27 protein-coding genes are annotated in these 25,438 nt (G+C 65.4%); 15 read left to right on the forward strand and 12 right to left on the reverse strand.

Features of this window, described 5'->3' with window-relative positions; genetic code table 11:
- Positions 1–72 precede the first annotated feature (72 nt).
- From FNA67_RS05850 to FNA67_RS05860, 3 genes are read right to left on the reverse strand one after another with little or no spacing between them, the layout of a single operon-like run.
- Positions 73–1,128 carry a response regulator gene (locus FNA67_RS05850; RefSeq protein WP_147655378.1) on the reverse strand — a complete coding sequence of 352 codons (1,056 nt, stop codon included), beginning with the start codon at positions 1,126–1,128 and terminating at the stop codon, positions 73–75.
- The gene (locus FNA67_RS05855) at positions 1,125–2,843 is read right to left on the reverse strand and encodes a sensor histidine kinase (protein ID WP_147655379.1); all 1,719 of its coding nucleotides are present in this window, start codon (positions 2,841–2,843) and stop codon (positions 1,125–1,127) included. Before FNA67_RS05855 ends, FNA67_RS05850 begins: the two co-directional genes overlap by 4 nt.
- Positions 2,813–3,325: a putative pterin-binding protein gene (locus FNA67_RS05860; protein ID WP_053167716.1), complete on the reverse strand. Its 513-nt coding sequence runs from the start codon at positions 3,323–3,325 to the stop codon at positions 2,813–2,815. The genes FNA67_RS05855 and FNA67_RS05860 overlap by 31 nt, the downstream gene beginning before the upstream one ends.
- A 169-nt stretch (positions 3,326–3,494) precedes the next feature.
- Here FNA67_RS05860 and FNA67_RS05865 point away from each other — a divergent pair, with 169 nt between their 5' ends.
- Together FNA67_RS05865 and FNA67_RS05870 are read left to right on the forward strand one after the other, a co-directional pair.
- Positions 3,495–3,863, forward strand: coding sequence for a DoxX family protein (locus FNA67_RS05865; protein ID WP_049704323.1), 369 nt, complete (start codon positions 3,495–3,497; stop codon positions 3,861–3,863).
- A gap of 73 nt (positions 3,864–3,936) precedes the next feature.
- Complete coding sequence (locus FNA67_RS05870; protein ID WP_170267227.1) at positions 3,937–5,523, forward strand: peptide ABC transporter substrate-binding protein; 1,587 nt, start codon at positions 3,937–3,939, stop codon at positions 5,521–5,523.
- A 6-nt stretch (positions 5,524–5,529) separates the two neighbouring features.
- Here the strand turns inward: FNA67_RS05870 and FNA67_RS22105 are convergent, their stop codons facing one another.
- Positions 5,530–6,357, reverse strand: coding sequence for a VOC family protein (locus tag FNA67_RS22105; RefSeq protein WP_210246441.1), 828 nt, complete (start codon positions 6,355–6,357; stop codon positions 5,530–5,532).
- Between the two features lie 114 nt (positions 6,358–6,471).
- Positions 6,472–6,615 carry a hypothetical protein gene (locus FNA67_RS21855; RefSeq protein WP_170267228.1) on the reverse strand — a complete coding sequence of 48 codons (144 nt, stop codon included), beginning with the start codon at positions 6,613–6,615 and terminating at the stop codon, positions 6,472–6,474.
- A 156-nt stretch (positions 6,616–6,771) separates the two neighbouring features.
- Between FNA67_RS21855 and FNA67_RS05880 the strand changes: the two genes are divergently transcribed.
- From FNA67_RS05880 to FNA67_RS05890, 3 genes are read left to right on the forward strand one after another with little or no spacing between them, the layout of a single operon-like run.
- Positions 6,772–7,590: an SDR family oxidoreductase gene (locus FNA67_RS05880; protein WP_049704325.1), complete on the forward strand. Its 819-nt coding sequence runs from the start codon at positions 6,772–6,774 to the stop codon at positions 7,588–7,590.
- On the forward strand, positions 7,584–8,339 hold the full coding sequence (locus tag FNA67_RS05885) for a FadR/GntR family transcriptional regulator (RefSeq protein ID WP_049704326.1): 756 nt from the start codon (positions 7,584–7,586) through the stop codon (positions 8,337–8,339). Before FNA67_RS05880 ends, FNA67_RS05885 begins: the two co-directional genes overlap by 7 nt.
- The gene (locus FNA67_RS05890) at positions 8,336–9,010 is read left to right on the forward strand and encodes an RraA family protein (protein ID WP_049704327.1); all 675 of its coding nucleotides are present in this window, start codon (positions 8,336–8,338) and stop codon (positions 9,008–9,010) included. The genes FNA67_RS05885 and FNA67_RS05890 overlap by 4 nt, the downstream gene beginning before the upstream one ends.
- A gap of 61 nt (positions 9,011–9,071) precedes the next feature.
- On the opposite strand, the gene FNA67_RS05895 is transcribed toward FNA67_RS05890, so the two are convergent.
- The 4 genes from FNA67_RS05895 to FNA67_RS05910 all read right to left on the reverse strand — a co-directional run bounded on the left by FNA67_RS05895 (position 9,072) and on the right by FNA67_RS05910 (position 12,589).
- Entirely contained in the window at positions 9,072–9,890 is an 819-nt protein-coding gene (locus FNA67_RS05895; RefSeq protein ID WP_147655382.1) for an IclR family transcriptional regulator, read from the reverse strand.
- Positions 9,891–9,992: 102 nt separating this feature from the next.
- Positions 9,993–10,604, reverse strand: a complete 612-nt coding sequence (locus tag FNA67_RS05900; protein ID WP_147655383.1) for a DAK2 domain-containing protein — start codon at positions 10,602–10,604, stop codon at positions 9,993–9,995.
- A gap of 3 nt (positions 10,605–10,607) precedes the next feature.
- Positions 10,608–11,603, reverse strand: a complete 996-nt coding sequence (locus FNA67_RS05905; protein WP_147655384.1) for a dihydroxyacetone kinase subunit DhaK — start codon at positions 11,601–11,603, stop codon at positions 10,608–10,610.
- Positions 11,604–11,653: 50 nt separating this feature from the next.
- A complete protein-coding gene (locus FNA67_RS05910) occupies positions 11,654–12,589 on the reverse strand; it encodes a dihydrodipicolinate synthase family protein (protein WP_147655385.1) in 936 nt (311 codons plus the stop codon).
- Positions 12,590–12,918: 329 nt separating this feature from the next.
- On the opposite strand from FNA67_RS05910, the gene FNA67_RS05915 reads away from it, so the two are divergent.
- From FNA67_RS05915 to FNA67_RS05925, 3 genes are all read left to right on the forward strand, one after another.
- The gene (locus FNA67_RS05915; RefSeq protein WP_049704330.1) at positions 12,919–13,887 is read left to right on the forward strand and encodes a tripartite tricarboxylate transporter substrate binding protein; all 969 of its coding nucleotides are present in this window, start codon (positions 12,919–12,921) and stop codon (positions 13,885–13,887) included.
- Positions 13,888–13,990: 103 nt separating this feature from the next.
- Positions 13,991–14,458 carry a tripartite tricarboxylate transporter TctB family protein gene (locus FNA67_RS05920; RefSeq protein WP_244616649.1) on the forward strand — a complete coding sequence of 156 codons (468 nt, stop codon included), beginning with the start codon at positions 13,991–13,993 and terminating at the stop codon, positions 14,456–14,458.
- Between the two features lie 3 nt (positions 14,459–14,461).
- Positions 14,462–15,967: a tripartite tricarboxylate transporter permease gene (locus FNA67_RS05925; RefSeq protein WP_049704332.1), complete on the forward strand. Its 1,506-nt coding sequence runs from the start codon at positions 14,462–14,464 to the stop codon at positions 15,965–15,967.
- A gap of 65 nt (positions 15,968–16,032) precedes the next feature.
- Here the strand turns inward: FNA67_RS05925 and FNA67_RS21860 are convergent, their stop codons facing one another.
- Together FNA67_RS21860 and FNA67_RS05930 are read right to left on the reverse strand one after the other, a co-directional pair.
- Positions 16,033–16,203, reverse strand: coding sequence for a hypothetical protein (locus tag FNA67_RS21860; RefSeq protein WP_170267230.1), 171 nt, complete (start codon positions 16,201–16,203; stop codon positions 16,033–16,035).
- Positions 16,204–16,240: 37 nt separating this feature from the next.
- Positions 16,241–16,888: a DUF1028 domain-containing protein gene (locus FNA67_RS05930; protein ID WP_147655387.1), complete on the reverse strand. Its 648-nt coding sequence runs from the start codon at positions 16,886–16,888 to the stop codon at positions 16,241–16,243.
- A gap of 132 nt (positions 16,889–17,020) precedes the next feature.
- Here FNA67_RS05930 and FNA67_RS05935 point away from each other — a divergent pair, with 132 nt between their 5' ends.
- The 6 genes from FNA67_RS05935 to FNA67_RS05960 all read left to right on the forward strand — a co-directional run bounded on the left by FNA67_RS05935 (position 17,021) and on the right by FNA67_RS05960 (position 24,058).
- Entirely contained in the window at positions 17,021–18,589 is a 1,569-nt protein-coding gene (locus FNA67_RS05935) for an ABC transporter substrate-binding protein (protein ID WP_147655388.1), read from the forward strand.
- Positions 18,590–18,683: 94 nt separating this feature from the next.
- Positions 18,684–19,631, forward strand: a complete 948-nt coding sequence (locus tag FNA67_RS05940) for an ABC transporter permease (protein WP_049704335.1) — start codon at positions 18,684–18,686, stop codon at positions 19,629–19,631.
- On the forward strand, positions 19,628–21,415 hold the full coding sequence (locus FNA67_RS05945; protein WP_147655389.1) for a dipeptide/oligopeptide/nickel ABC transporter permease/ATP-binding protein: 1,788 nt from the start codon (positions 19,628–19,630) through the stop codon (positions 21,413–21,415). Before FNA67_RS05940 ends, FNA67_RS05945 begins: the two co-directional genes overlap by 4 nt.
- Entirely contained in the window at positions 21,412–22,218 is an 807-nt protein-coding gene (locus FNA67_RS05950; RefSeq protein ID WP_049704337.1) for an ATP-binding cassette domain-containing protein, read from the forward strand. The genes FNA67_RS05945 and FNA67_RS05950 overlap by 4 nt, the downstream gene beginning before the upstream one ends.
- Positions 22,215–23,027, forward strand: coding sequence for a FadR/GntR family transcriptional regulator (locus tag FNA67_RS05955; RefSeq protein WP_147655390.1), 813 nt, complete (start codon positions 22,215–22,217; stop codon positions 23,025–23,027). The genes FNA67_RS05950 and FNA67_RS05955 overlap by 4 nt, the downstream gene beginning before the upstream one ends.
- Positions 23,024–24,058, forward strand: a complete 1,035-nt coding sequence (locus FNA67_RS05960; RefSeq protein ID WP_147655391.1) for an osmoprotectant NAGGN system M42 family peptidase — start codon at positions 23,024–23,026, stop codon at positions 24,056–24,058. Before FNA67_RS05955 ends, FNA67_RS05960 begins: the two co-directional genes overlap by 4 nt.
- A gap of 17 nt (positions 24,059–24,075) precedes the next feature.
- On the opposite strand, the gene FNA67_RS05965 is transcribed toward FNA67_RS05960, so the two are convergent.
- Positions 24,076–24,540, reverse strand: coding sequence for a MarR family winged helix-turn-helix transcriptional regulator (locus FNA67_RS05965; RefSeq protein WP_210246442.1), 465 nt, complete (start codon positions 24,538–24,540; stop codon positions 24,076–24,078).
- Positions 24,541–24,857: 317 nt separating this feature from the next.
- On the opposite strand from FNA67_RS05965, the gene ectA reads away from it, so the two are divergent.
- On the forward strand, positions 24,858–25,433 hold the full coding sequence (gene ectA, locus FNA67_RS05970) for a diaminobutyrate acetyltransferase (protein ID WP_244616483.1): 576 nt from the start codon (positions 24,858–24,860) through the stop codon (positions 25,431–25,433).
- Positions 25,434–25,438 lie beyond the last annotated feature (5 nt).

Consider the following 25,438-nt stretch of genomic DNA (forward strand, 5'->3'; position numbering starts at 1 on the left):
CACCCCCGAATGCAGGAAAGGCGGCCGTTTGGCCGCCTTTTTTCGTTCTCCAGCACTGTCGGAAACGGGCGACTAATCCCCACCCTCGACCTGCACCACCACCGCGCTGCGCGCCAGCAGCGCCACCAGCTCCTGCTGGCGGCTGACCTGTGCCTTGCGGAAGATGTTGCGCAGGTGGAACGCGAAGGTGGTCGTGGTGATCCCCATGTCCGCCAGGATCTGGTTGGCCTGGTGCCCTCGCGCCAGCGCCGTCGCCACCCGAGCTTCGGTTGGCGTGAACCCGTAGAGCCGGGCCACCAGCCGCTCCGACAGCGGAGCAGGGGCGTTGGTATCGATCAGGAAGGCCGCAGCGCTCGCGCCGCTCGGCGTTCCGCCCCGGCCCAGGCTGATGAACTGGACGATGAGCGGATGCTCGGCATCCTGGGAAATCGTGAGGAACTCGGAGTTCTCCCCTTCGTCGATCGCCTTGGCCAGCGCCGCCCGCAGCAGGCTCGCCTCGGCGGGCGATTGCACCTGCAGCTTGCTGTTCGAGATCGCCAGGCCCTTGCCGAGCACGCCCTTCGATTGCGGGTTGGCGTAGATGACGTTCCTGCCCGCATCGAACAGCAGCACGCCCATGGACACCCGGTCGAACGCCGTCGTCAGGTCGTTGAGGCCCCGCTGCAGGGCCCGCGCCACCTCTTGCGCCCGCCGTTGCTCGGCCTGCGCGTTGGCGGAAGCCTTGACGCGATCGACCTGGTCGAGCCGCGACTTGACGGTGATCAGCATGAGGTCGAAATCGACCGGCTTGGTCAGGTAGTCGTCCGCCCCGGCGCTCCGCCCCTCGATCACGGCGATCCGGTCCGAGAGGGCGGTCAGGAAGACGAAGGGAACGTCGGCCAGTTCGGGCCCGCGCGCACGCACCTCGCGCAGCAGCTCATAGCCCCCCATCCGCGGCATGGTGATGTCGCAGAGCACCAGGTCCGGCACGCACGTCTCCAGCACCGCCAGAGCCGCGACGCCGTCATCGGCCTCGACCACCTCGTAGCCCGCCTCGACCAGCTCCTCCACCACGTTGGTGCGCAGCTGGCGCTCGTCCTCCACGCAAAGGATCAACCGACGCTCGGCGGGCGCGCTTTGGACAGTCATGCTATGGCCTCGGCAGGTGCAATCGACAAGGGAAGGCGAAGCGTAAAGACCGTGCCCCCATCCGGTCCGTCGGAAACGGCGATATCGCCACCGTGCAGGCGCGCGATCTGGCGCGACACGTAAAGGCCTACGCCCGTTCCCGGAAAAGTCGTGGTGTTGCTGGCGCGGAAGAAGCGCTCGAAAAGCCGGTCCCGGTCCTCGACCGGTATCCCGACGCCCCGGTCCGCGACGCTGATCGTCACCCAGCCGTCCGCCTCCGCGGCGGTAACAGTAACGGGCTCGTCGGCCGGCGAATACTTGAGCGCGTTCCCCACCAGGTTCGTGATCACCTGGTCGAGCAGCAGCGCGTCGCACGTCACGGTCGCGCCGAGCCCGGATGCATCGAGCTGGATGTCGCGCGCCGGCTCCACTACCGCAAAGCGGGTCCGCACCTGTTCGAGCAACCCGGCCAGGTCCACTTCGTGCAGCGACAGCGCCATCTCGCCCGAGTCCAGCCGCGCGGCGCTGAGCGTGCTGTCCATCAGTTGCGCCAGGCCCGTCACCGCCTGCCGGATGGTCCCGGCGCGCCCCAGCAACTCCTCGCGGTCCATCTGCGCATGGCGGCGCATGATGCGCTGGACCGTGGAATCGATGATGGCCAGCGGCGTGCGGAACTGGTGGGACACCATCGAGATGAAGTCGCGATAGACCTCGCGCAGCTGCCGCTCGCGCAGCGCCTCGTAGCGCTGCGTCACGTCCCGGACGATGATGATCCCGCCGATCGTGTTCCCCTTGAGCTGGATCGGGCAGATCGTGTGCTCGAGATAGGCCCCGCTCTCGGAAAGCTGGGCGGGAAGGTAGGTCGTGCCGCCTTCGAGCGTTGCGGCGAGCAGCTCGGCCGTCAGCGCCCCGTCCGGCGAAAATCCCTCACGCAGCAGAGGCTTGCCTAGTATGTCCGCCGCCTCGACGCCGAACATCTTGGTCATGCCCTCGTTCCAGTGCGTGCAGTTGCACTGTCCGTCGAAGGCGCAGATGCCTTCCCCGCTCGATTCGAGCAGCAGCGACAGGAAGTTCTTTTCCCGCCGCAGCGTCGCCTCCGCGCGGTCCGCCTGGCGCAGGCTGCCGATCAGCCGGAACACCAGGAAGCTGCCGGTCAGCGTGATCCCGAGGACGGCGATGATGACTTCGCCCAGCGTCTGGCTGTAGCGGGCCCGCCGGTCGCCTTCCTCGACGCTGCTCTTGATCATCAGTTCGTTGCCGACCGACCCGAGCGAAACCACGTGCTGCGGCATGATCCTGGCGAGCCGCCGGTTGTAGCGGTCCACCTCGTTGCCCGAGCTCAGGATCAGCGGCTCCATGCTCAGGAGACTTGCCTTCGCCCGCTCGATGACGCTCGAACCGCCGATCTCGGCGATCCGCTCGCCGAACGCCCCTTCCTCGAGCAGTTGCAGGCGGCTGAGCGCCACGTCGAAACGCAGGCTCACCTCTTCGCCCGAGGGGGCGTTCAGTGGATTGGTGGCGTTGAGCAGGCGCTGGATTTCGTACTGGGCCTGGCCCACCGCCCAGACCACGCCCTCCTTGGAGCCCGCATGGGTGTCGCGCTCGACCTCGACCAGGCGCAGCAGTGCAAACACCAGCAGCACGGCGAAGGCCGATACGGCCAGCGCCACGCCAACGACTTCGACCGTGCGACCGCCCGGCAGCCTCACGGCAGCAACAGCCGGTTCATCTGCCACACCCAGCGATGCTCGAGCCGTTCATCGGCCAGCTCGGGGACGGCGTCGCGCGGATAGATTATCCAGAGCGGGCCCTTGTCGCGGCGGGTGAGGGGAACGCCATCCATGCTCCAGGCAAAGATCACGTCATAGTTCTCGAAGTCGGAAATCGGGATGCTCGCCGTATAGTCGTTGAGCGCCCGCGCCACGACCGAGGTTGAGCCGACGGGCCCCATTTCCGCCAGCACCGCGCGCGCCAGCACGCCCTCGAAGCGATGAACGCCCGTCGTCCAGCTCGTGCTGGTCTCGATTGTGGTCACGCCCAGTGCCATCAGGTCCGAGCGTGTGAAGAACCGCGAGTTCGCGACCCGGCCGCTGACCTCCAGGATCACCGGGTCGGCATTGCCGGCCGCAGCCAGGCCGCTCCCCGCCGGGAGCGCGCCGGCGCAGGCCAGGGCCGTCAGTCGTGCCAGCAACCAGCGACGGTCGACCTGCTCGAACATCGATGTCCTTCCAGAGGGCGGTGCGAAGGCACCGTAGTAGTCGGGCGACATTGGGATCAATGCCCGCCGAGCATAGACGAGAAAAATTGTGCCCAACCCGTCAGGAACAACGGGGCGCCTGCCGATTGGCCCTGCCTATGTGCCCCCGACAAGAATTCGGAGACGACAAATGGTTCTCGGTATCGGCTGGGCGACCTGGCTGACCTGGCTGCTGGTGGCTTTCTTCATCGGCGATGGCATCATGAGCGCAATCGGGCCGGAGCCCATGCGCGCTTCTTTCGTTAATTGGGGCTTCCCCTCCTGGTGGCACCTGGTCAATGCGGTGGTCTGCCTGGCGGTGGGCCTGCTGCTGCTCTTTCCTGCAACGCGCCCGTTCGGCTTCCTCCTGGGTTTCCTCGAGTGCTTCGCCGTCTTTGCCACGCTCATCCGCCACGGCGAATATGCCCACCTGCCGCCGGGCGTTGTGCTCTTTGCAGTGCTGGTCCTGGCCTATTGGGGCAATTACGGGCTCAAGCTGCCTGCTAACGCGGCTGTGTAGGCCGGGGCGCTTCACAACCACTGAAATCTCGACAAATATCGGCGCGTACCTGCCCTCAGCACGATGGTCCCCGTTGAAGCGCGTCGCCCCCTTTATCATCGCCTTTAGCGCGGCCGGCCTCACCATGGGGCCGGCCGCAGCCATGACCCTGAACGTGGCGACCTTCGCCGAAGCCATCACCGTGTTCCCCAAGGCCTTCGAGGGTTGGGATGTCGTTGCCATCGGCGACTGCCTGGAAGGTCTCGTGACCGAAGACGCGGCGGGCCGGGCCATACCCGGCCAGGCGCAGTCCTGGACGGTTTCGGACGATGGGCTCACCTATACTTTCCGCCTGCGCCCGGATGCCATGTGGTCCGACCACACGCCGGTGGTGGCGCAGGATTTCGTCACTGCGTTCCGCTGGCTTTTCGATCCTTCCAATGCTGTCGAATATGCCAGCCTGCAGTTCCAGATCCGCAACGCCGCCGCCCTCGCGCAGGGAACCATCGCGGATATGTCCCAGCTCGGCGTTTCGGCGCCCGACGAGCATACCCTGGTGCTCCAGCTCGATAGCCCCACCCCTTATTTCCTCGAGGCCCTGACGCATTACTCGGCCTACCCGGTCCCCACCGCCCGGTTCGAGCGGCTCGGCGAAGCCTGGCTCACGCCCGAGAACGTCGTCTGCAACGGCCCTTTCACCATCCAGGAGAAGCAGCCCGGCGGGGTCATTCATTCCCTCAGGTCGACCACCTATTACGACCGCGCCAACGTCGCCGCCGACGAGGTCTACTACCACTCCTTCACCGACCTATCGCGAGGCCTTGAGATGTTCGAGAAGGGCGATATCGATCTCGTCATCGCCCTGCCGCGCGAGGCCAATGCCTGGGTCCAGGCTCACGTGCCCGATGAGAGCCGGGTGGAGCCGTTCCTCGGGGTCTATTATTTCGTCCTCAACCAGGACAAGCCGCCCTTCGACAAACCCGAGATCCGCCGGGCCCTGTCGATGGCCATCGACCGCGACCGCATCGATCCCTTCGGCCTCGATACGCCCGAACTCTCGGCCTATGGCTGGGTTCCCGAAGGCACCGCCGGCTACCCGGCCTTGCCGCCCTTCGAGCCCGACTGGGCCGGCTGGCCGATGGATCAGCGCCGGGTCTGGGCCACCGCGGCCCTCGCCAAATATGGCTATACGTCCGCTCATCCCCTCACCGTCCAGCTCCGCTACAGCACGGTGAGCGATGACAGCCATCAGCGCATCGCCATGGCCGTCGCCGCCATGTGGGACGCCATCGGCGTGCGCACCGAACTGGTGAGCGCCAGCGTCGAAGATCACTTCAACGCCCTGCGGACGGGCAATTTCGACGTCGGCCGCGCCAGTTGGCTGCTCGATATCTCCGACCCCTCGGACGTGCTCGATATCATGTCGAAGCACTCCGACTACAACTTCGGCGGCTACTCCAACCCCGACTACGAGGCGCTGCTCGCGTCTGCCGCAAATGAGCGGAATCTGAGCAAGCGCGCCGATCTGCTTCGCAGCGCCGAGGAACTGGCGGTCGCCGACACGGCGGCGATCCCCATCTACTGGTTCTCGATCCAGAACCTGGTGTCGCGCTCGCTCGAGGGGGTCGTCCACAACCCCAAGAACGTCCACCGCAGCCGCTGGATCAGCAAGAAGGACTAGCGGGCGCTAGAGGCTGTGCTGGCTCGGGGGAACGTCCGCCACCATCAGCAGGTTGCCGTCCGGGTCTTTGAAGGTGAAGAACATCCCGTCCACGATCGGGCCGAGCGCATCGACGCCCAACGCCGCGCATTTCGCATGGGCCGCTGGCAGGTCGCGGCTGTTGAAGTGAAAGGCCGGCTTGCCGTCATGGGGGCCGCCGAAATCCTTGCTGTCGAGCACCAGCCCGCTCCCCGCCCGCATCGGAACCACCCAGAGGTGGCCGAAAAGGATATCGCCGGTCGGCTCACGGCCCAGGAGGGCGCAATACCAGTCGCGAGCCGCGGCAATGTCGCTGACCGGGATGAAAATCGCCCCGATTTCGTTGTGAACGGGGCTGGATAGGCTTTCGAGGAATGCATCCATCTCGGGGGTCGAGATGCCCAGGAAGAGCTGGTGCGGCGCTGCGGACAACGCCGGGTCATAGCCGAAATCGAGCTTGAGATCGTTCGCCGCAAGGCCGTTCGCCTCGGCATGGGCATAGAGCTCGCCGAACGCCCCGGCGATGCCCTCGAGCGGGCCCACATGGGTCTGGGTCAGGAAGCGGCCGGCGGGCAAGGCCAACTGGACCGTGCCCGGGGGCAGGGGTGTCGAGCCGTCGGCTAGAAAGCCGACGATTTCGCGAAACTGCCCCTCGCGTGGCGGCAGGCTGACCTCGACGAACTGCACTTCGCCTTCGACGGCGGCGAACAATTGGCGCCATGCCCGCGGAACGAATTGCGACAGCTGCTCGAATCGAGCGTCGACCGGGAGGCCCACGATCGTTTGGGCCGGAAAATCCACGAGAGTAATCGCCATAACCTGCTCCGGCTCCGAGGTGCGCTGACCCTGCCGCTAGTCGCCGGGAATGACGAAAACATTACGTAAAACAGGCCGCTAGGCAACGGCCTCGTTCAACCTTGATGCCCGCCCTTACCTGGCGGATTCGTCCAGGCCCAGCTTGGCCAGGGTGGCCTGGCTCGGCCGGCGATGCTGGCGGGCCGCAGCGGTGGCCTCACGTGCACCCTCGAGGACATTGAGCGCCGAGCGCAGCTTTTCCATCAGCGGATTGGTCATTTGTGAATGTCTCCTAACACGCTGAAATCTGGGGCCAATCGCGGGGCGGGAGAAGGGCCGATTGCGCGCCTCAGCCATTCCGCTCGCGCATGGCCGCTTGACTCGCGAAATCCACTTAGGACATATGACATATGTCATGAGTCAGAAGGGGCAGTTATGGCCAACTTGTTTAGCGTTGAGGGCAAGGTCGCGATCGTTACGGGAGGACTTGGCCAGTTGGGGCGGTCGTTCGTTGCGTCCCTGGCCGATGCCGGTGCGAAAGTGGCGGTGTTCAGCCGTCGCCCGATCGAGCAGGAAGCGCTGGCCGAATTGTTTCCCGATCATCTCGACAACATCCGCGTCTACGTCGCCAGCGTGACCGACAAGGAAGCGCTCGAGGCGGCGACCGAAGCGCTCTGCGCCGAATGGGGCGTGCCGCACATCCTGGTCAACAATGCCGGCATCGACTCCAAGCCCAACGGCGCGGCCGAGCAGAACGGTCCCTTCGAGACCTATCCCCAGAAGTACTGGGATGAGATCATCGACGTGAACCTGACCGGCGTGATGCTGTGCTCCCAGGTCGTGGGTGCGCGCATGGCTGCCGAAGGGCGCGGCAGCATCATCAATGTCGGCTCCATCTACGGGCTCGTCTCGCCCAACCAGGCGCTCTATGCCTACCGCGAGAAGCGCGATGGCGTGCCGTTCTTCAAGGCGGTTTCCTACGCCGCCTCCAAGTCCGGCCTGCTCAACCTCACCCGCTACGTGGCAACCTATTGGGCGCCCAAGAACGTGCGCTGCAACCTGATCTCGTTCGGCGGCGTCAAGACCGGCAGCTTCGACAAGGAATTCATCGATGCGTTCCTCGAGCGCGTGCCGATGGGCCGACAGGCCCAGGTCTCCGAGTATAACGGGGTGATCCAGTTCCTCGGCTCGGACGCGTCTTCCTACATGACCGGCTCGAACGTGGTCGTGGATGGCGGGTTTACCGCATGGTGAGCGAACCCGCGCCGTTCCCGGATCGAGGCAAGCTTCATGCTGCCGTGGTTGCGGCATTCGAGGCGCGGATTCTTTCCGGCGAGCTCAAGGTGGGAGATCGTCTCCCATCCGAAGCCGAGATCGGCCGGCAATACAACATCAGCACGCGCTCGGTGCGCGAAGGGTTGCAGATCCTTGAGACCAAGGGTCTGGTGCGGCGGCGCCATGGCGAGCGGGCTGAGGTAGTGCGCGACGATGTCGGGCAGTTCCTCGGCTCGCTCGCAGAGACGGTGCGCGCGCTCTTCGCCCGCGATGCCGACTACCTCGTCCAGCTCATGGATGTGCGGCGCATGTTCGAGCTCGAAGTCGTCGGGCGGCTCGCCGCGGGCGAGGGGGTGCTGGACGGCGACATCGCCAAGGCCCTCGAAAGCATGCGCGACGCGGCCGAACGCCAGGACTTCACCGACTACGCTACCGGCGACGCGGCCTTCCACAAGGCCCTCGTCCAGGCGTTAGGCAACGAAATTCTCTCTACCGTCTACGGCAATCTCTACGCGCTGATCACCGACGTCATCCGCGTCACCAGCCGCGTTCCGAGCAAGACCATGCGCGAAGGCGTGGCCGAGCACGAGCACATCTTCGCCCTCATCAAGGCAGGAAACGCCGCCGGCAGCCAGAGTGCCATGCGCGAGCACATCGACAACAGCACCGCCTATCTCCAGCAGGCGATAAGCGCTGCCAAGAACCAGCAGAACGGACCAACCAAATGAGTGACTACGACTACAACAACGTGGACTGGGCCGCGATCAAGCGCCTGTCGCAGTGGTATTCCGGCGACATCCACGATGTGCTCGACGACTACACCTACGGCTACCTCGCCGGGATCACCCCGTTCGGCGTTCTCAAGCCCGGTCAGGTTGTCTGCGGGCCCGTCTCGACGGTCCTCTACGAACCCAGCACTCGCAAGGGCCAGCCCCAGGACGTCTACCACGGCGCCATCGATGCGGTGGTTCCCGGCGGCATCCTGATGGTGGATTCCTCCTGCGCCGAAGGCTCGGGTACCGGTGAGCTGATGTCCACGGGCGCCAAGACCAGGGGCGCTGTCGCCACCATCGTCAACGGCACCGTTCGCGATCTCGCCGAGGTCCGCAAGCTCGACTACCCTCTCTTCGCCAAGGGCATGAGCCCGGTGGGCGTCTCCGGGCGCATGGAGCCCGCCAGGGCGCAGATCGAACTCGATATCGGCGGCGTGCGCGTGCGTCCGGGAGACGTGATCTTTGCCGACGTCACCGGCGTGGTCGTCATCCCGCACGAACTGGTGGGCGTCATCGCCGATGCCGCTGACAGGAACGGGCAGGGCGAGGCTGTTGCGCGCCAGCGCATTCTCTCGGGCGAAAAGCTCCGCGACGTGTGGCCGGTCGGCTCGACCGGTCCCGTCTGATCAGGGCCCGGGGCGGCTTGCCGCCCCTTCGGCCGCTCGGCGGAGGAGCCGGATGGTTGGACTAGCGAACATAGCCCAGGCGCTGGGAAATCAGGTTGGCGTGGTAGATCACCACCTTGTTGAGCTCGTCGATCTCGCTCAGCGGAAGTTGCCAGGCGGGGCTGCTGACGCTGATTGCGGCGAACACGGCTCCGGACTGGTTGCGGATCGGCGCGCCGACGCAGCGCAGTCCCGGCTGGTGCTCGCCCTCGTCGATGGCAAATCCCCGTTCGCGCGTCGTCGCCAGTTCGCGTTCGAGGCTGGCCCGGTCGGTTATCGTGGTTTCGGTGTAGCGCTTGAGCCCCGCGTCCACGACGCGCTCGAGCACTTCCAGGGGCTGGTAGGCGAGAATGGCCTTGCCCACGCTCGTGCAATAGGCCGGGGAATTCTCGACCATCGTAGCCGGCACGCTGCCGTCGGCATGGGATTCGGTGCGCTGGATGACCACCGCGCTCAACCCGTCGAACACCGCCAGGTGCACCGCGTGACCGGTCAGTCGGTTGAGGGCGTCGACGATGGCGCGCCCCTCGCGGTGAAGTTCGAGATTGGCCAGGACGATGTTGCCGAACTCGAAGAGCCGCAGGCCCAGCCGGTAATGGTCGCGTTCCCGGTCCTGTTCGACGAACCCGACTTCCCGCATGGCGGCGAGCAGCCGGTGCGTGGTCGACCGGGGGTATCCGGTCCGGGCGCAGATATCGGCAAGCGAGAGGGTGCGATGGCTCGTCGAGAAGCACTCGAGGATGCGGACGACCTTGTTGAGCGACTTGAGGCTTTCATCGCCCGAGCCCGCGCTTCGGGCGGTCGGCTTCGCCTTGACCGAAAGACCGTTCTGCTCAGTCATCTAGAAACCCTCGATACCGGCCCCAACCTGCGGCCGCTGGGCGGTGCACCCGCGTTTGGACCGCATAGCCGAAACTCCAACCTGCCTCAAGTCGCACCCCTTTCACGCATCGCCCGTCATGGCGCCGGTCAGCCGGGCCATGGCCAGCATGCCCGGGTCATCCAGGCTGATGCTCTTTTGTGCGAACATGCGTGCCCGTCCCATGCCGCAGGGGCGGTCACGGAAGTCGTCGAGGGCCTGCGCGAGGGCGGCCTGCGCCTGTTCCGCCACCTCTCCGGCCTCGCTGCTCCCTTCGATGGCGCGCGCCAGGTAGGTGAGGCTGTCGATGACGGTCTTGTCGCCGAGCGCGGCCTTGCCGCGCGCCATCGCCGCGTCGCGGATGGCGATGATAACCGCGCCCAGCTCCTGCCAGGGAAGCTCGGTCCTGCCCTTGGTCGCCTTGCCCGCCGTCATCAGGCCGGTCACGACGAGCGTGCCAAGGCTCGATCCCGTAGAGGAGGCGCCGCTTTTGGCAAGCGCCAGGAAAGCGGCGCCGAGATCGGTTTCGCTTGCAAGATCGACCGCGGCCAGCGCGTCCACCAGTCGCGCGAGCATCGTGCCGGTATCGCCGTCGCCAAGCTTGGCGTCCGCCGCGTTGAGCGTATGCTCCAGCTCGCCCATTGCGCCCTGCAGGCGCGTGAGCGCATTGCGCAGATCCGTTACGGTCAGGCCCATGGCTCAGTTCACCTTCCAGAACGGGCAATCGGCGGGCGCCGAGAGCAGGCCCTCGATCTCGTCGTCGAGGAAGCACAGGCTGATGGACGCGCCGCCCATTTCCATGGACGTGACGTAAGGGCCGACCAGCCGCTGCGCGATCTCGAGCCCTGCCTCCCCGAGGCGGGTGGCGAGGCGCCGGTAGAGAATGAAGAGTTCTTCGAAGGGGGTGGAGCCGAGGCTGTTCACCAGCACGGCCACGCGCGTCGCCCCTTGCGGACGTTCCTTGAGAAGCATGTCCGTCATTTCGTCAACCAGGGCATCGGCCGGCTGCATCTGCTTGCGCCAGATACCGGGTTCGCCGTGAATGCCCATGCCCATTTCGATCTCGTTTTCGCCCAGCGTGAAGCTGGGCGCGGCAGCGCCGGGGATCAGGCACGGCGAAACCGCAACCCCTACGGTGCGCGTGCGATCCACGGTGCGCTGGGCAATGTCGGCAACGCCCGCGAGGTCGGCCCCACGCGCCGCCATGGCGCAGGCGGCCTTGTAGGCGAAAATCAGCCCGGCGACGCCCCGGCGCTTGGCGCGCTCCTCGTAGGAGGCGCTGGCAATGTCGTCATTGCCCAGGACCGTCCGCGTCTCGATGCCCTCGAGGTCGGCAAATTCGCACGCCATCTCGAAATTCATCCGGTCGCCGCCGTAGTTTCCGAACAGGCACAGCACGCCCGCTCCGCCGTTGGCCGCGGCAATCGCGTCCTGGCAGGCATTGATGGTTGGTCCTTCGAACACGTTGCCGATGGCGCAGGCGTCGAGCAGACCCTCCCCGACATAACCCGTGAACAGCGGCAGATGCCCCGATCCGCCTCCGGAAACCACGCCGACCTTGCCGGCCTTGGCCGGTGCGTTACGCGCTATGGCGCGCCGGTCATCGCCTACACGCACGAGCCCCGGATGGGCCAGACACAGGCCGTCGAGCATCTCGTCCACGTAGTTGCGCGGGTCATTGATAAGCTTGGTCAATTCGTCCTCCCGAAAAGGCGGCCGCAGCAATGCCGCAGCCGCCTGGCGCATCAGGCCGCAGAGCGACCGCGTACGTCAACGAGTTCGAGCACGGGGCCGAGCGCGGCATCCATGAGAACCTTCTGCTCTTCGGTCACGCGCTCCATCGGCGCGCGCGGGTGGAAGAACTGGAGGCCCTGCTTGTGCTGAACGTATTTGACGCAGGCGGGCAGGTTGTCGTGCCGCATCGCATTCCACAGGGCATTGAGCTTGAAGTGAATGTCGCGGGCCGTTGCGTGGTCGCCGCGCTGCACGGCGTTGAAGAGCTTTACGGTCACGCCGGGCACCGCGCAGGTGAGCGCGCTGATCGCGCCATGGGCGCCGATCGAGAAGGCGGAGTAGAGCAGGGCGTCGATGCCGCTGAGCACCAGGTTCTCGGGCTTGGCGCGCAGCATCAGGTCGGACACCGACTTGAGGTCGCCCGAGCTCTGCTTCATGCCAACCACGCCGGGAACGGCGTCCATGATCGCCAGCATGGCGTCCACGCTCAGGTAGTTCCAGGGAATGACGTTGTAGATGAGGATGGGCGTGCGGGTTTCTTCCCAGATCGCGCGGAAATGCTCGATCGTGGCTTCCAGGCCGGGCTTGAAGAGGTAGTGCACCGGGGTGACCTGGAGCGCGGCGATCTTCATGTCGCCCAGCGCCTTGACGCGGTCGATGGCCTCGCGGGTCGAGTTCACGATAAGGCCGGCAACGAAGGGAACGCGGTTCTCGGTGGCCTCGTAGGCCTCCTTCATGGCGGTGACGAATTCCTCGGTCGAGAGGGTGTGGCCTTCGCCGGTGGAACCGCCCACCACCACGCCGCGCACACCGGACTCCACCATGAAGTCGACCTGCGGACGCAGGGCGCCCTTGACCAGGTTGCCCTGCTCGTCGAACGGCATCGACAGGGGCGGCAGGATGCCCGTGAGCGTGTCGCGCACGGACTGGGCTATGGGATTGGGCATCTCGTTCCTCCAACAAGGGGCGGGCGCGCAGCTCCGCTGCCTCCCTCATGCCCCGAAAAAGCTCTTGCCGCGCCGGAGAAATCGTCCCGGCTTCGGCGAGAGGCATTCAAATCCCACAATGTGGAATTGCCTCCCGACTATCTTCTAGCGATTCCTTTCGCGGAAAGTCAACACCGCTGCAAAAGCGCGGCACGAGGGCGATTCCGAAACGCATTGTCATTCCTGAATTCAGATGATAATTCCGGAATGCGGTACAAGATCACCAACAGTGGCGTGCCACAATCGTTCACGACCGGACATTCGGGCCGGTTCAACAGGGAGGAACTCTCATGAAGTTCATCAAGCGGGCTGCCTTGGCGGCCCTGACACTGGCTTTGGCTACCGGCGGCGCGCTGGCGGAATATCCCGATCGCCCGATCACCCTGATCGTGCCGTGGTCCGCCGGCGGCGGCACCGATGCCACCGGCCGCATCATCGCGACCATGCTCGAGGAAAAGCTCGGTCAGCCGATCAACGTGGTCAATCGCACGGGCGGTGGCGGTGTCGTCGGGCACGAGGAAATCAAGGCGGCAACGCCTGATGGCTACACCCTGGGCATCATCACCACCGAACTGTCGATGTATAAGGCCGTCGGCTCGGCCGACATGACCTACCAGGATTTCACGCTGCTCGGTCTCTACAACGCCGATCCCTCGGCTGTCTTCGTCAAGGCGGATTCGCCCTACAAGACCATCGAGGAACTGGCTGACGCCATCAAGAAGGCGCCCAACAGCATCAAGGCCAGCGGTGCCAATTTCGGCGGCCTCAATCACCTGTCGTGGGTGAGCCTCGTCCAGCAGCTCGGCGCTCCCGCCGACCAGGCGTTCTGGGTTCCGACCGACGGCGCGACCCCGTCCCTGCAGCTTCTGGCCTCCGGTGCGATCGACGTTGCCGTCTCGCAGTTCCCCGAAGCCCAGCCGCTTGTCGATGCCGGTGAAATCCGTCCGCTCGCTTACCTCGGCAACGAAGCCAACCCCAAGCAGCCGGACGTTCGCCCCGTCAAGGAAGCCCTGGGCATCGACTTCGCCATCGCCGGCTGGCGTGGTGTCGGCGCCCCCAAGGGCCTGCCGGAAGACGTGACCAAGAAGATTTCGGCCGCGCTCGAAGAAATCGTCAACAGCGCCGAATTCAAGACCTTCATGGACGGCCGCAACTACGGCGTCGTCTGGGCAGGTGGCGCTGACTTCGAGGATTACCTCAAGACCCGCGGCGAGGCCTTCCAGCAGGCCATCACCAGCGCCGGCCTGGCAGGCAAGTAAGCTCAGGCGCAAATCTTGGGTTCCGGGGCGCAAGTCCCGGAACCTGCGCTTCTAGGAGGAGGAAATCGTGAAGCCGAACAATGTCGGAGATTTTTGGTTGGGAGTGGTCTTTACGGCCGCAGGGTCGTTCATCCTGATCCAGGCTCTCGGTTTTCGCCCGATGCCTGGAATGCCGGTTGGACCTGGCCTGTTCCCCAGCATCACCGGAGGCGCCATGGCGCTCTTCGGGCTGGTCCTGGCCCTGCAGGGCTGGTTCGCCAAGGCTGGCGATGATCTCAGCCTCGTGCCCGAGGAAGGCGAGGTGGCGGCAGAAACAGCGCCTGTCCGCGCCGATTTCTGGTCGCGCATCCCCTTCATTCCGGGCCTGTTGGCCGCCATCGTGGCGACCATCCTGATCATGCCCCATCTCGGTTTCCTCATCACGGGCGCCGTTCTCACGGCCTTCCTTGTCGTCCTCGGCGGCGGCGGTTGGAAAAGCGCCGTCATCTTCAGCCCGATCGTGACCGTCGCGGTCTACGCACTTTTCTTCTACGGCCTGCGGGTTCCGCTGCCGCACGGACTCCTGGGGTAGATCATGGACGCCATTGCTCAGGGCCTTGCCCTCGTCTTCAATTTCGAAACCCTCATCGTCATCCTCGCTTCGGCGATCTTCGGCCTCTTCGTGGGCGCCTTGCCGGGTTTGACGGCAACCATGGCGACCGCGCTGCTGGTGCCGCTGACCTTCTACATGCAGCCCATCCCCGCCGTTGCCGCCATCATCGCCAGTACGGCGATGGCGATCACTGCCGGTGACCTTCCCGGCACGCTGCTGCGCATTCCGGGCACGCCTGCCTCGGCGGCCTATGTCGAGGATTCCTATCGCATGGCGCAGAAAGGCCAGGCGGGCCTTGCCATCGGCATCGGCGTCATCGGTTCGACGCTCGGCGGGCTCTTCGGCTTCATCGTCCTGCTGATTTCGGCCCCGGCGCTGGCCAAGTTCGCGCTCGGTTTCTCCAGCTTCGAATACTTCTGGCTCGCTGCGCTCGGCCTCAGCTGCGCCGCGCTCATCTCCTCGGGCGGCGTCGCCAAGGGTGCGCTTTCGCTCCTGATCGGCCTCTTCCTCTCCCAGGTCGGCCGCGATCCGCTGCTCGGGGCCGCCCGCTTCACCTTCGGTTCGGTCGAGCTGGCGGGCGGCATCAGCTTCATCCCGGCGATGATCGGCATGTTCGCCCTGGCCGAAGTCATGCGCACCGGGCGCAACTTCCGCCTCGGCACGCCCCAGGCCAACGTCAACAACCCCTTCAAGGGCGTGCTCAAGGTCATCTGGCAGTATCGCAAGAACCAGGTTCGCGGCTCCATCATCGGCAGCCTTCTCGGGGCGCTCCCCGGCGTCGGTGGGGACCTGGCGGCCTGGATCACCTATTCGCTGGCCAAGCGGACTTCCAAGACCCCCGAGAAGTTCGGCACCGGCCACCCCGAGGGATTGGTCGAGGCTGGCGCCACCAACAACGCGGCGCTCAGCGCCTCGTGGATTCCGGCCATGGTCTTCGGCATTCCGGGCGACGCGGTCACCGCGATTGCCGTCGGCGTACTCGTCATGAAGGGCATGGAGCCGGGTCCCCAGCTGCTCACCGTCAACGCGCAGAACTTCTACGCCGTGATGTTCGTCTTCGTCATCGCCAACATCCTGATGCTGCCGCTCGGCTACATCGCCGCCCGGTCCTCGCGCTGGATCTTCGAGGTACCGCGAGCCCTGCTCAACGCCGCGATCCTGCTCTTCTGCATCGTGGGCTCGTTCTCGATCAACAACACCATGTTCGGCGTCATCGTGATGGTCATCCTCGGCGTCATGGCGTTCATCCTCGAAAAGCACCGCTTCGCCATCGCCCCGATCATCCTGGGCATGGTGCTCGGGCCGCTGGTCGAGCAGAACTTCATCACCTCCATGACCATTTCCGGTGGCGACCTGCTCGGTCTCTTCAGCAGGCCCATCGCAGCGGGCATCGGCATCGTGACGCTCGCGATCTGGGCCCTGGCCATCGGTGGCACCGTCTACAAGGCCATCCAGGACCGGCGCGGCACGGCCAACGTCCCCGCATAGCGTCCCAGACTTTGTCGCAACTCACCTGGACGCGCCGCTCGGCGCGTTCAGCATTTTCGGGCCTTTCAGTGCTTGTCCCGGGATCGCCTCGTTTCGAGGTAGTGCAAGCCCCCGGCCGCCAAGGTTCCCGCCGCGATGCAGATCGCGACCCCGATTCCCGTGTTGCCGAACAGGGCTCCGAAGGCCGTGCCGATCACGACACCGAAGAGTATCCCCCACACGATCTTGATGGTCATTGGCGTCTCCTCTGTTTCTGAAACCCGGGTCGCGCCGCTACCGCGCGCGCCGGGGCAGCGTGGCGAAGAACTCGGCATAGGAGCCGGCGGTTGCCCGGTGAAGCAGCGCTTCCAGCTCGGCAATCGGAGCCTCCGACCAGTCCACCCGAAGGTCGACCTCCGCATAGGCTTCGTCGCCCTGGACGCGCAGCGCCGCCGAGCCGACGCCCCGCTTATCCCCGCCCGCCGCCGCTCCCGCCTTGAGGGCATGCAGCAGGCACGAGGCGAAATCGGATTTGCCCCGGTGCGATCGATAAGCCGCCAGCATCTGGGCGAGGACCTCTTCGCCCACGAGCATGTTGCCGGCAACCGCCACGCCTTCCTCGGTCAGGTGTCCGGCAAAGGGCACGCAACTCGGGCCCGTCCACCCGGCCGTTCGCCCTGCGCGGTCGATGACGATGGCTTGCCTGAGCGCCGCCTCCTGGTCCCTCGATAGCGCTGCGGCCAATGCCCCGTGGGCATCGGTTCCATCGATCAGCGCCAGCGCGTCGATGGCCAGGTAGGGATTGGTCATCGCCTGCGTGGCGGCTGCGCCGAACCCGGCTCGCGTATGGGGCACCAATGCGCCGACCATGGGCCCGGCCGTCGCCGTTGCGACGCCGAACGCGCCGGTTTCCGGATCGCGGGCGACTATCGAAAAAGTCATGCACAGTCCTTCCTTCGATATTTATCATCATAAATTGACAGGTGGCGAATTTATGATGATAAATCATCGATGCCTTCTTCCACGTCAGACGCGGAAGGGCAAGTGCGAGGGAACGCAAGGAGAGGTTTCAACATGATCCGCAAATGGAAAGGCATCGCGCCGCTGCTCTTGGCCGCAACTGCCCTGGCGCTGGTTTCGCCGGCCATGGCGCAGACGCCACCCAACATCCTGGTCATCGGCCAGATCGCCGAGCCGGCATCGCTCGATCCGCACGTTTCGACGGCGGCCAACGATTTCCGCATCGCCGTCAACCTCTATGACGGCCTGGTGCGCAACAAGCCCGGCACGCTCGAGATCGAGCCGGCCCTGGCCACCGACTGGACCATTTCCGAGGACGGGCTGGAGTACACCTTCAATCTCCGCAAGGACGTCAAATTCCACGACGGCACGCCGTTCAATGCCGAGGCGGTCAAGTTCAATTTCGACCGGATGCTCAAGGAAGATAGCCCCTACGCCTCGACCGGACCTTTCCCGCTCGCCTTCTTCTTCTCCTCGGTGAAGGATGTCAGCGTCGTGGACGAACTGACGGTCAAGTTCACGCTCAACGAGCCTTTCGCGCCGTTCATGTCGAACCTGGCTTCGCCCACCGGCCTCATCGTTTCGCCGGCAGCGGTCGAAAAGTACGGCAAGGACTATGGCCGCCATCCGGTAGGCACGGGGCCCTTCAAGTTCGAGGAATGGCAGTCCAACACCAGCGTCGTCGCCTCGCGCAATGATGCCTATTGGGATGGCGCTCCCGAGCTCGAGGCCGTGATCTTCCGCCCGATCACCGATGCCAACACCCGCGTCGCCGAAATGCTCTCGGGCGGCATCGACGTCCTGCTCGAAACGCCGCCGGACAACGTCGCCCAGTTCCGCAACGACGGCAATTATCACGTCGTCGAAGCCGTCGGCCCGCACGTCTGGTACGTCATGCTCAACGCCAAGAACGGCCCCTTCGCCGACAAGCGTGTCCGCCAGGCGGTCAACTACGCGGTCAACAAGGAAAGCCTCGTCAATGACGTGCTCCAGGGCACGGCCGACGTTTCCTCCGGTCCGATTCCGCCTGCCTTCAACTGGGCCTATAACCAGGATGTGGCGCCTTACCCCTATGATCCCGCCAAGGCCAAGGAGCTTCTCGCCGAAGCCGGGGCCGAGGGCGCCAAGCTCACCTTCCTCGTCACCGAGGGTGGTTCGGGCATGCTCGATCCGGTGCCGATGGGCACCGCCATCCAGGCTGATCTGGCCGCCGTCGGTCTTGATGTCGAGATCAAGACCTACGAGTGGAACACTTTCCTCTCCGAAGTGAACCCGGGCCTCGAGGGCAAGGGCGACATGGCCGAAATGGCCTGGATGACCTCCGATCCGGACACTTTGCCCTTCCTCACCCTGCGCACGGCCGCCTGGCCCGCCGAGGGCGGTTTCAACTCGTCCTACTATTCCAACCCGGAAGTGGACGACCTGCTGAACAAGGCCCGGCTCTCGACCGACCCGCAGGAGCGCGGCGCGCTCTACAAGCAGGTGCAGGCCATCACCCACGACGATGCCCCCTGGCTCTTCGTCGCCAACTGGAAGCAGAATGCGGTCGTTGCCAGCAGCGTCGGCAATTTCGAGCTCCAGCCGGACTTTTCGCTGGTCCTCCGGGACGTGACCAAGCAGTAAGCTCCGGGCCGGATGGGGCATCGACCTCATCCGGCCGTTCGGGCCGGCCAATGGCCGTCGCCGCAAAGTCCGAAATGACAGGAGGGCCCCACAATTGACCGCCTATATCGGCAAGCGGCTGCTTGCCGCCATTCCCGTCATCCTCGGCCTTTCGATCATCGTCTTTCTGGTGATGAAGCTCATCCCGGGCGATCCGGCCCAGGCCCTGCTCGGCTCCTACGCCACTCCGGAAAACGTCGAGCGCATCAATCGTGCCCTCGGTCTCGACCGGTCCTGGCCCGAGCAATACGTTATCTGGATCGGCAACCTGCTGCACGGCGACTTCGGCCGCTCCTACATCCTCAACCGCCCGGTGCTCGATGAAGTGCTCGAGCGGTTCGGCGCGACCCTGATCCTGGCGGGCGCCTCGCTCGTCCTGTGCTCGGTGCTCGGCATTCTCGCCGGTATCGCCTCGGCCGTCCGCCAGTTCGGCTGGACCGACCGCATCATCACCTTCTTCGTGCTCATCGGCATTTCCATGCCGGCCTTCTTTTTGGGGCTGGTGTTCATCCTGTTCTTTGCGGTGCAGTGGCGGCTGCTTCCGGCCTCGGGCATGTATGCGGTCTATGGCGGGGGCGATCTGCTCGATCTGCTGCGCCATCTCATCCTGCCGGCAACCACCCTGGCCATCGTCGCCACCGGCGTCGTCGCCCGCCTGACCCGCGCCGCCATGCTCGAAGTCTTGCGGCAGGATTTCATCCGCACGGCCCGCGCCAAGGGGCTTACGGAGAACAAGGTCATCTACCGCCACGCCTTCCGCGCCGCCCTTGTCTCCATCATCCCCGTGCTGGGCATCCAGGCCGGCTTCGTGCTCGGCGGCGCCGTCTATATCGAAACAGTGTTCCAGTGGCCCGGCCTCGGGCAGATGCTGGTCAAGGCCGTCTCCACCCGCGACCTGTTGCTGGTGCAGGGCGGCGTGCTCGTGGCGGCAACTGTCTATGTGCTCGTCAACCTCCTGGCCGACGTCGCCCAGGCCATGCTCGATCCGAGGCTCAAGGCATGACCGACCTCTCCGTCTCCGCTCCGCCCGTCTCCCGCAAGCGCCGCAGCGGCTGGGACCTGCTGATGGCCAATCGCCTCGCGGCGGCGGGGCTCTTCATCTTCGGCTTCATCGTCGTCGTGGCCCTGCTGGCCCCGTTCCTGCCGCTCGCCAATCCGGACATAACCGACCAGCCCAACCGCCTGCTGCCGCCGTTCAGTGACGGGCACCTGCTGGGCACCGATCACCTCGGCCGCGATATCCTCTCGCGCCTCATCTGGGGCACGCGGGTTTCGCTGCTCGTCGGCATCAGCGCCACCGCGATCGCGGCGCTTTTCGGCTCGCTCATCGGGCTCGTCGCCGGCTATGCCCGTGGCGCGACCGACAGCGTGCTCATGCGCTTCGTCGATATGCTGATGGCCTTCCCCTACATTCTTCTCGCCATCGCCATCGTGGCCGCGCTCGGGCCCGGGCTCCTCAACGCGCTCTACGCCATCGCGTTGGTCAACATCCCGTTCTTCGCCCGCAACATCCGCGGCGTCACCGTCTCGATCCGCAATCGCGAGTTCGTCGATGCCGCGCGCCTCTCCGGCAAGGGGCACGCCGCAATCCTCTTCACCGAGGTGTTGCCCAACGTCCTGCCGGTCATCGTCATCACCATGTCCACCACCGTGGGCTGGATGATCCTCGAGACGGCCGGCCTGTCCTTCCTCGGCCTCGGCGCGCAGCCGCCGACTTCCGACCTCGGCTCCATGCTCGGCCAGGCCCGCGCGCAGCTCTTTACCGCCCCGCATGCGTCGATCATTCCCGGCATCATGATCTTCGTGCTGGTCATGAGCATCAACCTCCTGGGCGATGGCATCCGTGACGTGCTCGATCCGCGCCTGCGCTCGGGCGCGCTCGATCGGCCCATGCCGGTGACCAGGATCGACCGCAAGACCAGGCCGGCTCCGGTCCTTTCCGATGCCCCCGCTCTCGTGGTGGAGAACCTTTCGACCGGCTTCGATACCGGCAGGGCCGTCACGCCCGCCGTCCGCGACATCGGCTTCCGCCTGGCCAAGGGCGAGTGCCTGGGCCTCATCGGTGAAAGCGGCTCGGGCAAGTCGGTCACGGCCCTTTCCATCATGGGCCTGGTCGCTTCCCCGCCGGGTGTCATCACCTCCGGTGGCGTCTATGTCGATGGCCGGGACGTATTGTCGATGCGTGAACAGGAACTGATCGGCCTGCGCGGCGCCCGGGTCGCCTATGTGTTCCAGGACCCGCTGACCACGCTCCATCCGTTGCTTCCGGTCGGCCGCCAGATCGCCGAAGCCATTCTCGCCCACGAGCCGGTAGGCAAGCACGCCGCCCATGCGCGTGCCGTCGAATTGATGGAAACCGTCGGCATCCGCGATGCGGCTGTCCGCGCCGGCGCCTTTCCCCACGAACTCTCCGGTGGCCAGCGCCAGCGCATCGGCATCGCCATGGCGCTCGCCAATGATCCGGACATCATCATCGCCGATGAACCCACCACGGCGCTCGACGTAACCGTCCAGGCGCGCATCCTCGAGCTGTTGCAGGACCTGCGGCGCGAGAGGGGCCTTGCCCTTCTCCTCGTCACCCACGATTTCGGCGTCGTGGCCGAGGTCTGCGACCGGGTCGCAGTGATGAAGAACGGCCAGATCGTCGAGCAGGGCGACACACGAGACGTCCTGCACGCGCCCCAGCACGACTACACCAAGCGCCTCATCGCCTGCGTCCCGGCGCTGGGCGAAGGCCATGGCTTCCTCGATCGCGTGCGACCGCTCTTTGAGGAGGCCCGGGCATGACGAACGCCATCCAGATCCGCGATCTCGTCAAGACCTTCGGGGGCGGCCGGTCGCTCTTTGGCCGCGTGGGCGCAACGGTGCAGGCAGTAAAGGGGATCTCCCTCGACCTGGAGCGCGGCGAGACACTCGGCATCGTCGGCGAAAGCGGCTCGGGCAAGTCCACTCTCGCCCGCATGCTGGTGGGCCTGGAGCACCCCACCTCTGGCACCATGCTCATCGACAACAAGCCATGGGCCGAACTCGCCGCCGCCGGTACCCGCGCCTTCGGCCGCACCATTCAGTATGTCTTCCAGGACCCGGTCGCCTCGCTCAATCCGCGCAAGACCATCGGGGACATTCTCGATGTCCCGTTGCGCCTGCTGTGCGACTACGACAGTGCCGCGCGGGCAAGGCGGAAGCGGGAACTGGTCGATGCCGTGCAGATGCCCGTCGATACGCTCGAGCGCTACCCGCATGAATTTTCCGGCGGCCAGGCGCAGCGCATCGCCATAGCCCGCGCCCTTGCAGCCGAAGCGAGCATCCTGGTGCTGGATGAACCCGTCAGCGCCCTCGATGTCTCGGTGCAGGCTCAGGTTCTCCTGCTGCTCCAGCAGCTTCGCGATGACCTGGGGCTTTCCTACCTCTTCATCAGCCACGACCTGGCGGTGGTCGAATCGATTTCCGATCGCGTCGCCGTCATGTATCTCGGTGAGGTGGTGGAGGTCGGCCCCGCGGCCCAGCTCTTCGCCAATCCGCAGCATGACTACACGCGGTCGCTCATCGCCAGCGCGCCGCGCCTTATCGCACCGGACAGCGCCGCATGAGCGAGACCGACCCCATCGCCCCCTCCAGCCCTTCGGGCCAGCCGCGCCGCAAGCGCACCGACGAGATCGTGGACGCCATCAAGCGCATGATCGTCGAGCACGGCTTGGGGCCCGGCGACCGCTTGCCCCAGGAGCGCGACCTGATCGTCCAGTTCTCCGCCAGCAAGGGTACGGTGCGCGAGGCGCTCAAGGCGCTCGAAGTTCAGGGTCTGATTTCGGTGCGGACCGGGCCGGGCGGCGGCGCATTCATCGAGCGCATGTCGGAGGGGCGGGCCATGAGCCTGCTCTCCAATTTCCTCTTCGCCAAGAATCTCTCCATCGCCAACATCTACGAGATGCGCAAGGTCCTCGAGCCGCAGCTCGCGGCCAGCGCCACGCCCCATATCGACGAGGCCGGCCTCCAGCGCCTCGAAGCCATCATCCGCATCTACGACCACGAACCGGTCGATGCCGCCGAGCGCTGGAACCAGCGCATGGCCGAACTCGATTTCCATGGCGTGGTCGCCGAATATTCCGACAATCCCATCCTCGCCTTCACCTGCCGCTTCCTGCAGCGCCTGCTCAAGGACCTCACCATCGCGCAGGACATCTACGTCCAGCCGGAGCCGGTCTCCCGTCAAAGCGGCATCCAGCACCAGCGCGACCTCATCGCGGTCATGCGTCGGCGCGATCCGGCGGCCGCCGCCGCCATCCTTGCCCAGCACATGAGCGAGGCCGAGCAGCACATGCTCGGGCTCGAGGCCAGGCTCGAGGACCGCTTCCTCGAGGAAGTGTCCCCCACGCGAACCAGGAAGCGCCGTTCCGCATGATCGACCAGGACTACCTCCTCGACCGCCTGCTGAAGCTGGTGAACACGCCGAGCCCTGTCGGCATGACCGGGCGTGCCGTGGCGCTGGTCGATGGCTGGCTGCGGGAGCTGGGCTACGAGCCAAGGTACACCCGGCGCGGCGTGCTCTTTGTCGAGGTCGGGGAGGGGGCGCCCCGGCGCGCTCTCGCCGCTCATCTCGACACGCTCGGAGCCATGGTCACCGAGCTCAAGCCCAATGGCCGACTGGCGCTGCGGAATACCGGCACCTGGGCTGCCCGCTTCGCCGAGGGCGCCCGCGTCACCGTCTTCTCCGACCAGCGCGAGCATCGTGGCACCATCCTGCCGCTAAAGGCCTCGGGGCACCGCTTCAACACCGAAGTCGATACGCAGGCCGCCGACTGGGACAACCTCGAAATCCGCGTCGACGCCATGCTGGCCGACCGCCCGGCTCTGGTGGCGGCCGGCTTCAATGTCGGGGACATGGTGGCCGTGGACGCCCAGCCCGAAGTGGTGGACGGCTTCATCGTCTCGCGGCACCTCGATGACAAGGCCGGCTGCGCCACGCTGCTCGCCGTTCTCAAGGCCGTAGCCGAGGGCGCCATCAAGGTCGCCGTGCCCTTCCAGGCCATGTTCACCATCGCCGAGGAGATCGGCATCGGCGGCACTCACGGTTTCGACCCGCAGGTCGAGGAACTGCTCGCCATCGATAATGCCGTGACGGCCCCCAACCAGGCCTCGCGCGACGATGCGGTGACCATTGCCATGCGCGACCGCCAGGGGCCCTTCGATGCCCGCATGACGCGCCAGATGCTCGAAATCTGCGCGCGCAAGGGCATCACCCATGTCAGGGACACGTTCCGCCACTACCGCTCCGACAGCGCAGCCGCAGTCGAGGCGGGCTGGGACATAAGGGTTGGGCTCATCTGCTTTTCGCTCGATAGCTCCCACGGTTGGGAGCGCACCCACATGGCCTCGCTCACCGCGCTCGGGGAAACCCTGGCCGGATACCTCGAACTGCCCATGGCCGATTGATCTTCGGCCCGGCTCCCCTAGCTGGGCTCGTAGGGCGCATCTCCGGCCAGTTCGGCGACGTGGTCGATAACCGCCGCCGCGTCGAGTTCGGACATGTCGAGCATGTCCGCGACCCGCTCGAGCGCCGCCACCAGCATGATCTGCTCCCAGTCCTTGAGGCTGGAGAACTTCTCCTGAAACCGGGCGTGCACGCCGTCGGGGGCGATCGCCAGGGCCTTCTTCCCGCTCTCGGTCAGCGACAGGAAGACCTGACGCCGGTCTCTCTCACCGCGCCGGCGCTGGATCATGCCCGCCGATTCCAGCTTCTGCAGGAGTGCGGTTGTCGTTGCCTGGGTTATCCCCATGCGGCTGGCCACTTGCCCGGCCGTGACTTCCTGCCCGCCCTCGAGAATCTGCATGAAGATGAGCTGGGAGGGTGTCAGTCCCGTTTCGCGCATCAATTGCTTGGAGTTCGACTCGGTCGCGCGCAGAATCTTGCGCATCGCCGTCAACGCCAGTTTGGTCCGATCTTCCAATAGCGCACCCCAGAAATCTCTCGGCGGCATACTATCCGCAGTGCCCGGCGAACCCAAGCATTCTGCGCCAACTCACGAATGTATTTAGCAGAATCTAAATGATAATGCACGTCACGCGCCGTTCACAAGCGCGGTGGATAACTTTTGCCACTTCCGAGAGTCTGAGTAAGTATCTGATAAAGCGTGATTAATTCCGGATGTGTGTCGGGAATGTGTCGCTCGCCAGCCATTTTCTGGCATCAAGCGGGTTGAAATTTAGTTTTAGCGAGCTAAATTTCATCCCCATGATCTATGGCAATTCAGTGTTGTTCGACGCCTCTGCCCTTATGCGGCAGCCGGCAGCGAACCCGAGAACGACCATACGCAGGCCGACAAGTGCGGATGGCGAGAAGGTATGGTCGCTCGTCGGAGCGACCGGTTCGCTCGATGACAATTCGCTCTACTGCAACCTGCTGCAGGCCACCCACTTTGCCTCGACCTGCGCCATTGCGGAGCAGAACGGCCAGGTGGTTGGCTGGGTCTCGGGCTACATCCTGCCCGAGCAGCCCGACACCTACTTCGTCTGGCAGGTGTGCGTGGGCGAGGCGGCACGGGGCAGGGGCCTTGGTCGTCGCCTCATCGGCGACGTGCTGACCCGGCCCGAATGCCGCGCCGTCACCACGCTCCAGTGCACCATCACTCACGACAACGAGCCCAGCTGGGGCCTGTTCCGAGCCATCGCTGGCAAGCTCGACGCGCAGTTGCGCCAGCTCGAGCTGTTCGAAAAGGACACCCATTTCGGCGGCCGGCACGAAAGCGAATACGTCGTCAGCATCGGTCCCTTCAGCCCGGCGCAGGCGACGGCCCTTACGCGCGCCTGATCGCG

The sequence above is a fragment of the Youhaiella tibetensis genome (genome assembly GCF_008000755.1).
In the GTDB taxonomy this organism is placed as follows: domain Bacteria; phylum Pseudomonadota; class Alphaproteobacteria; order Rhizobiales; family Devosiaceae; genus Paradevosia; species Paradevosia tibetensis.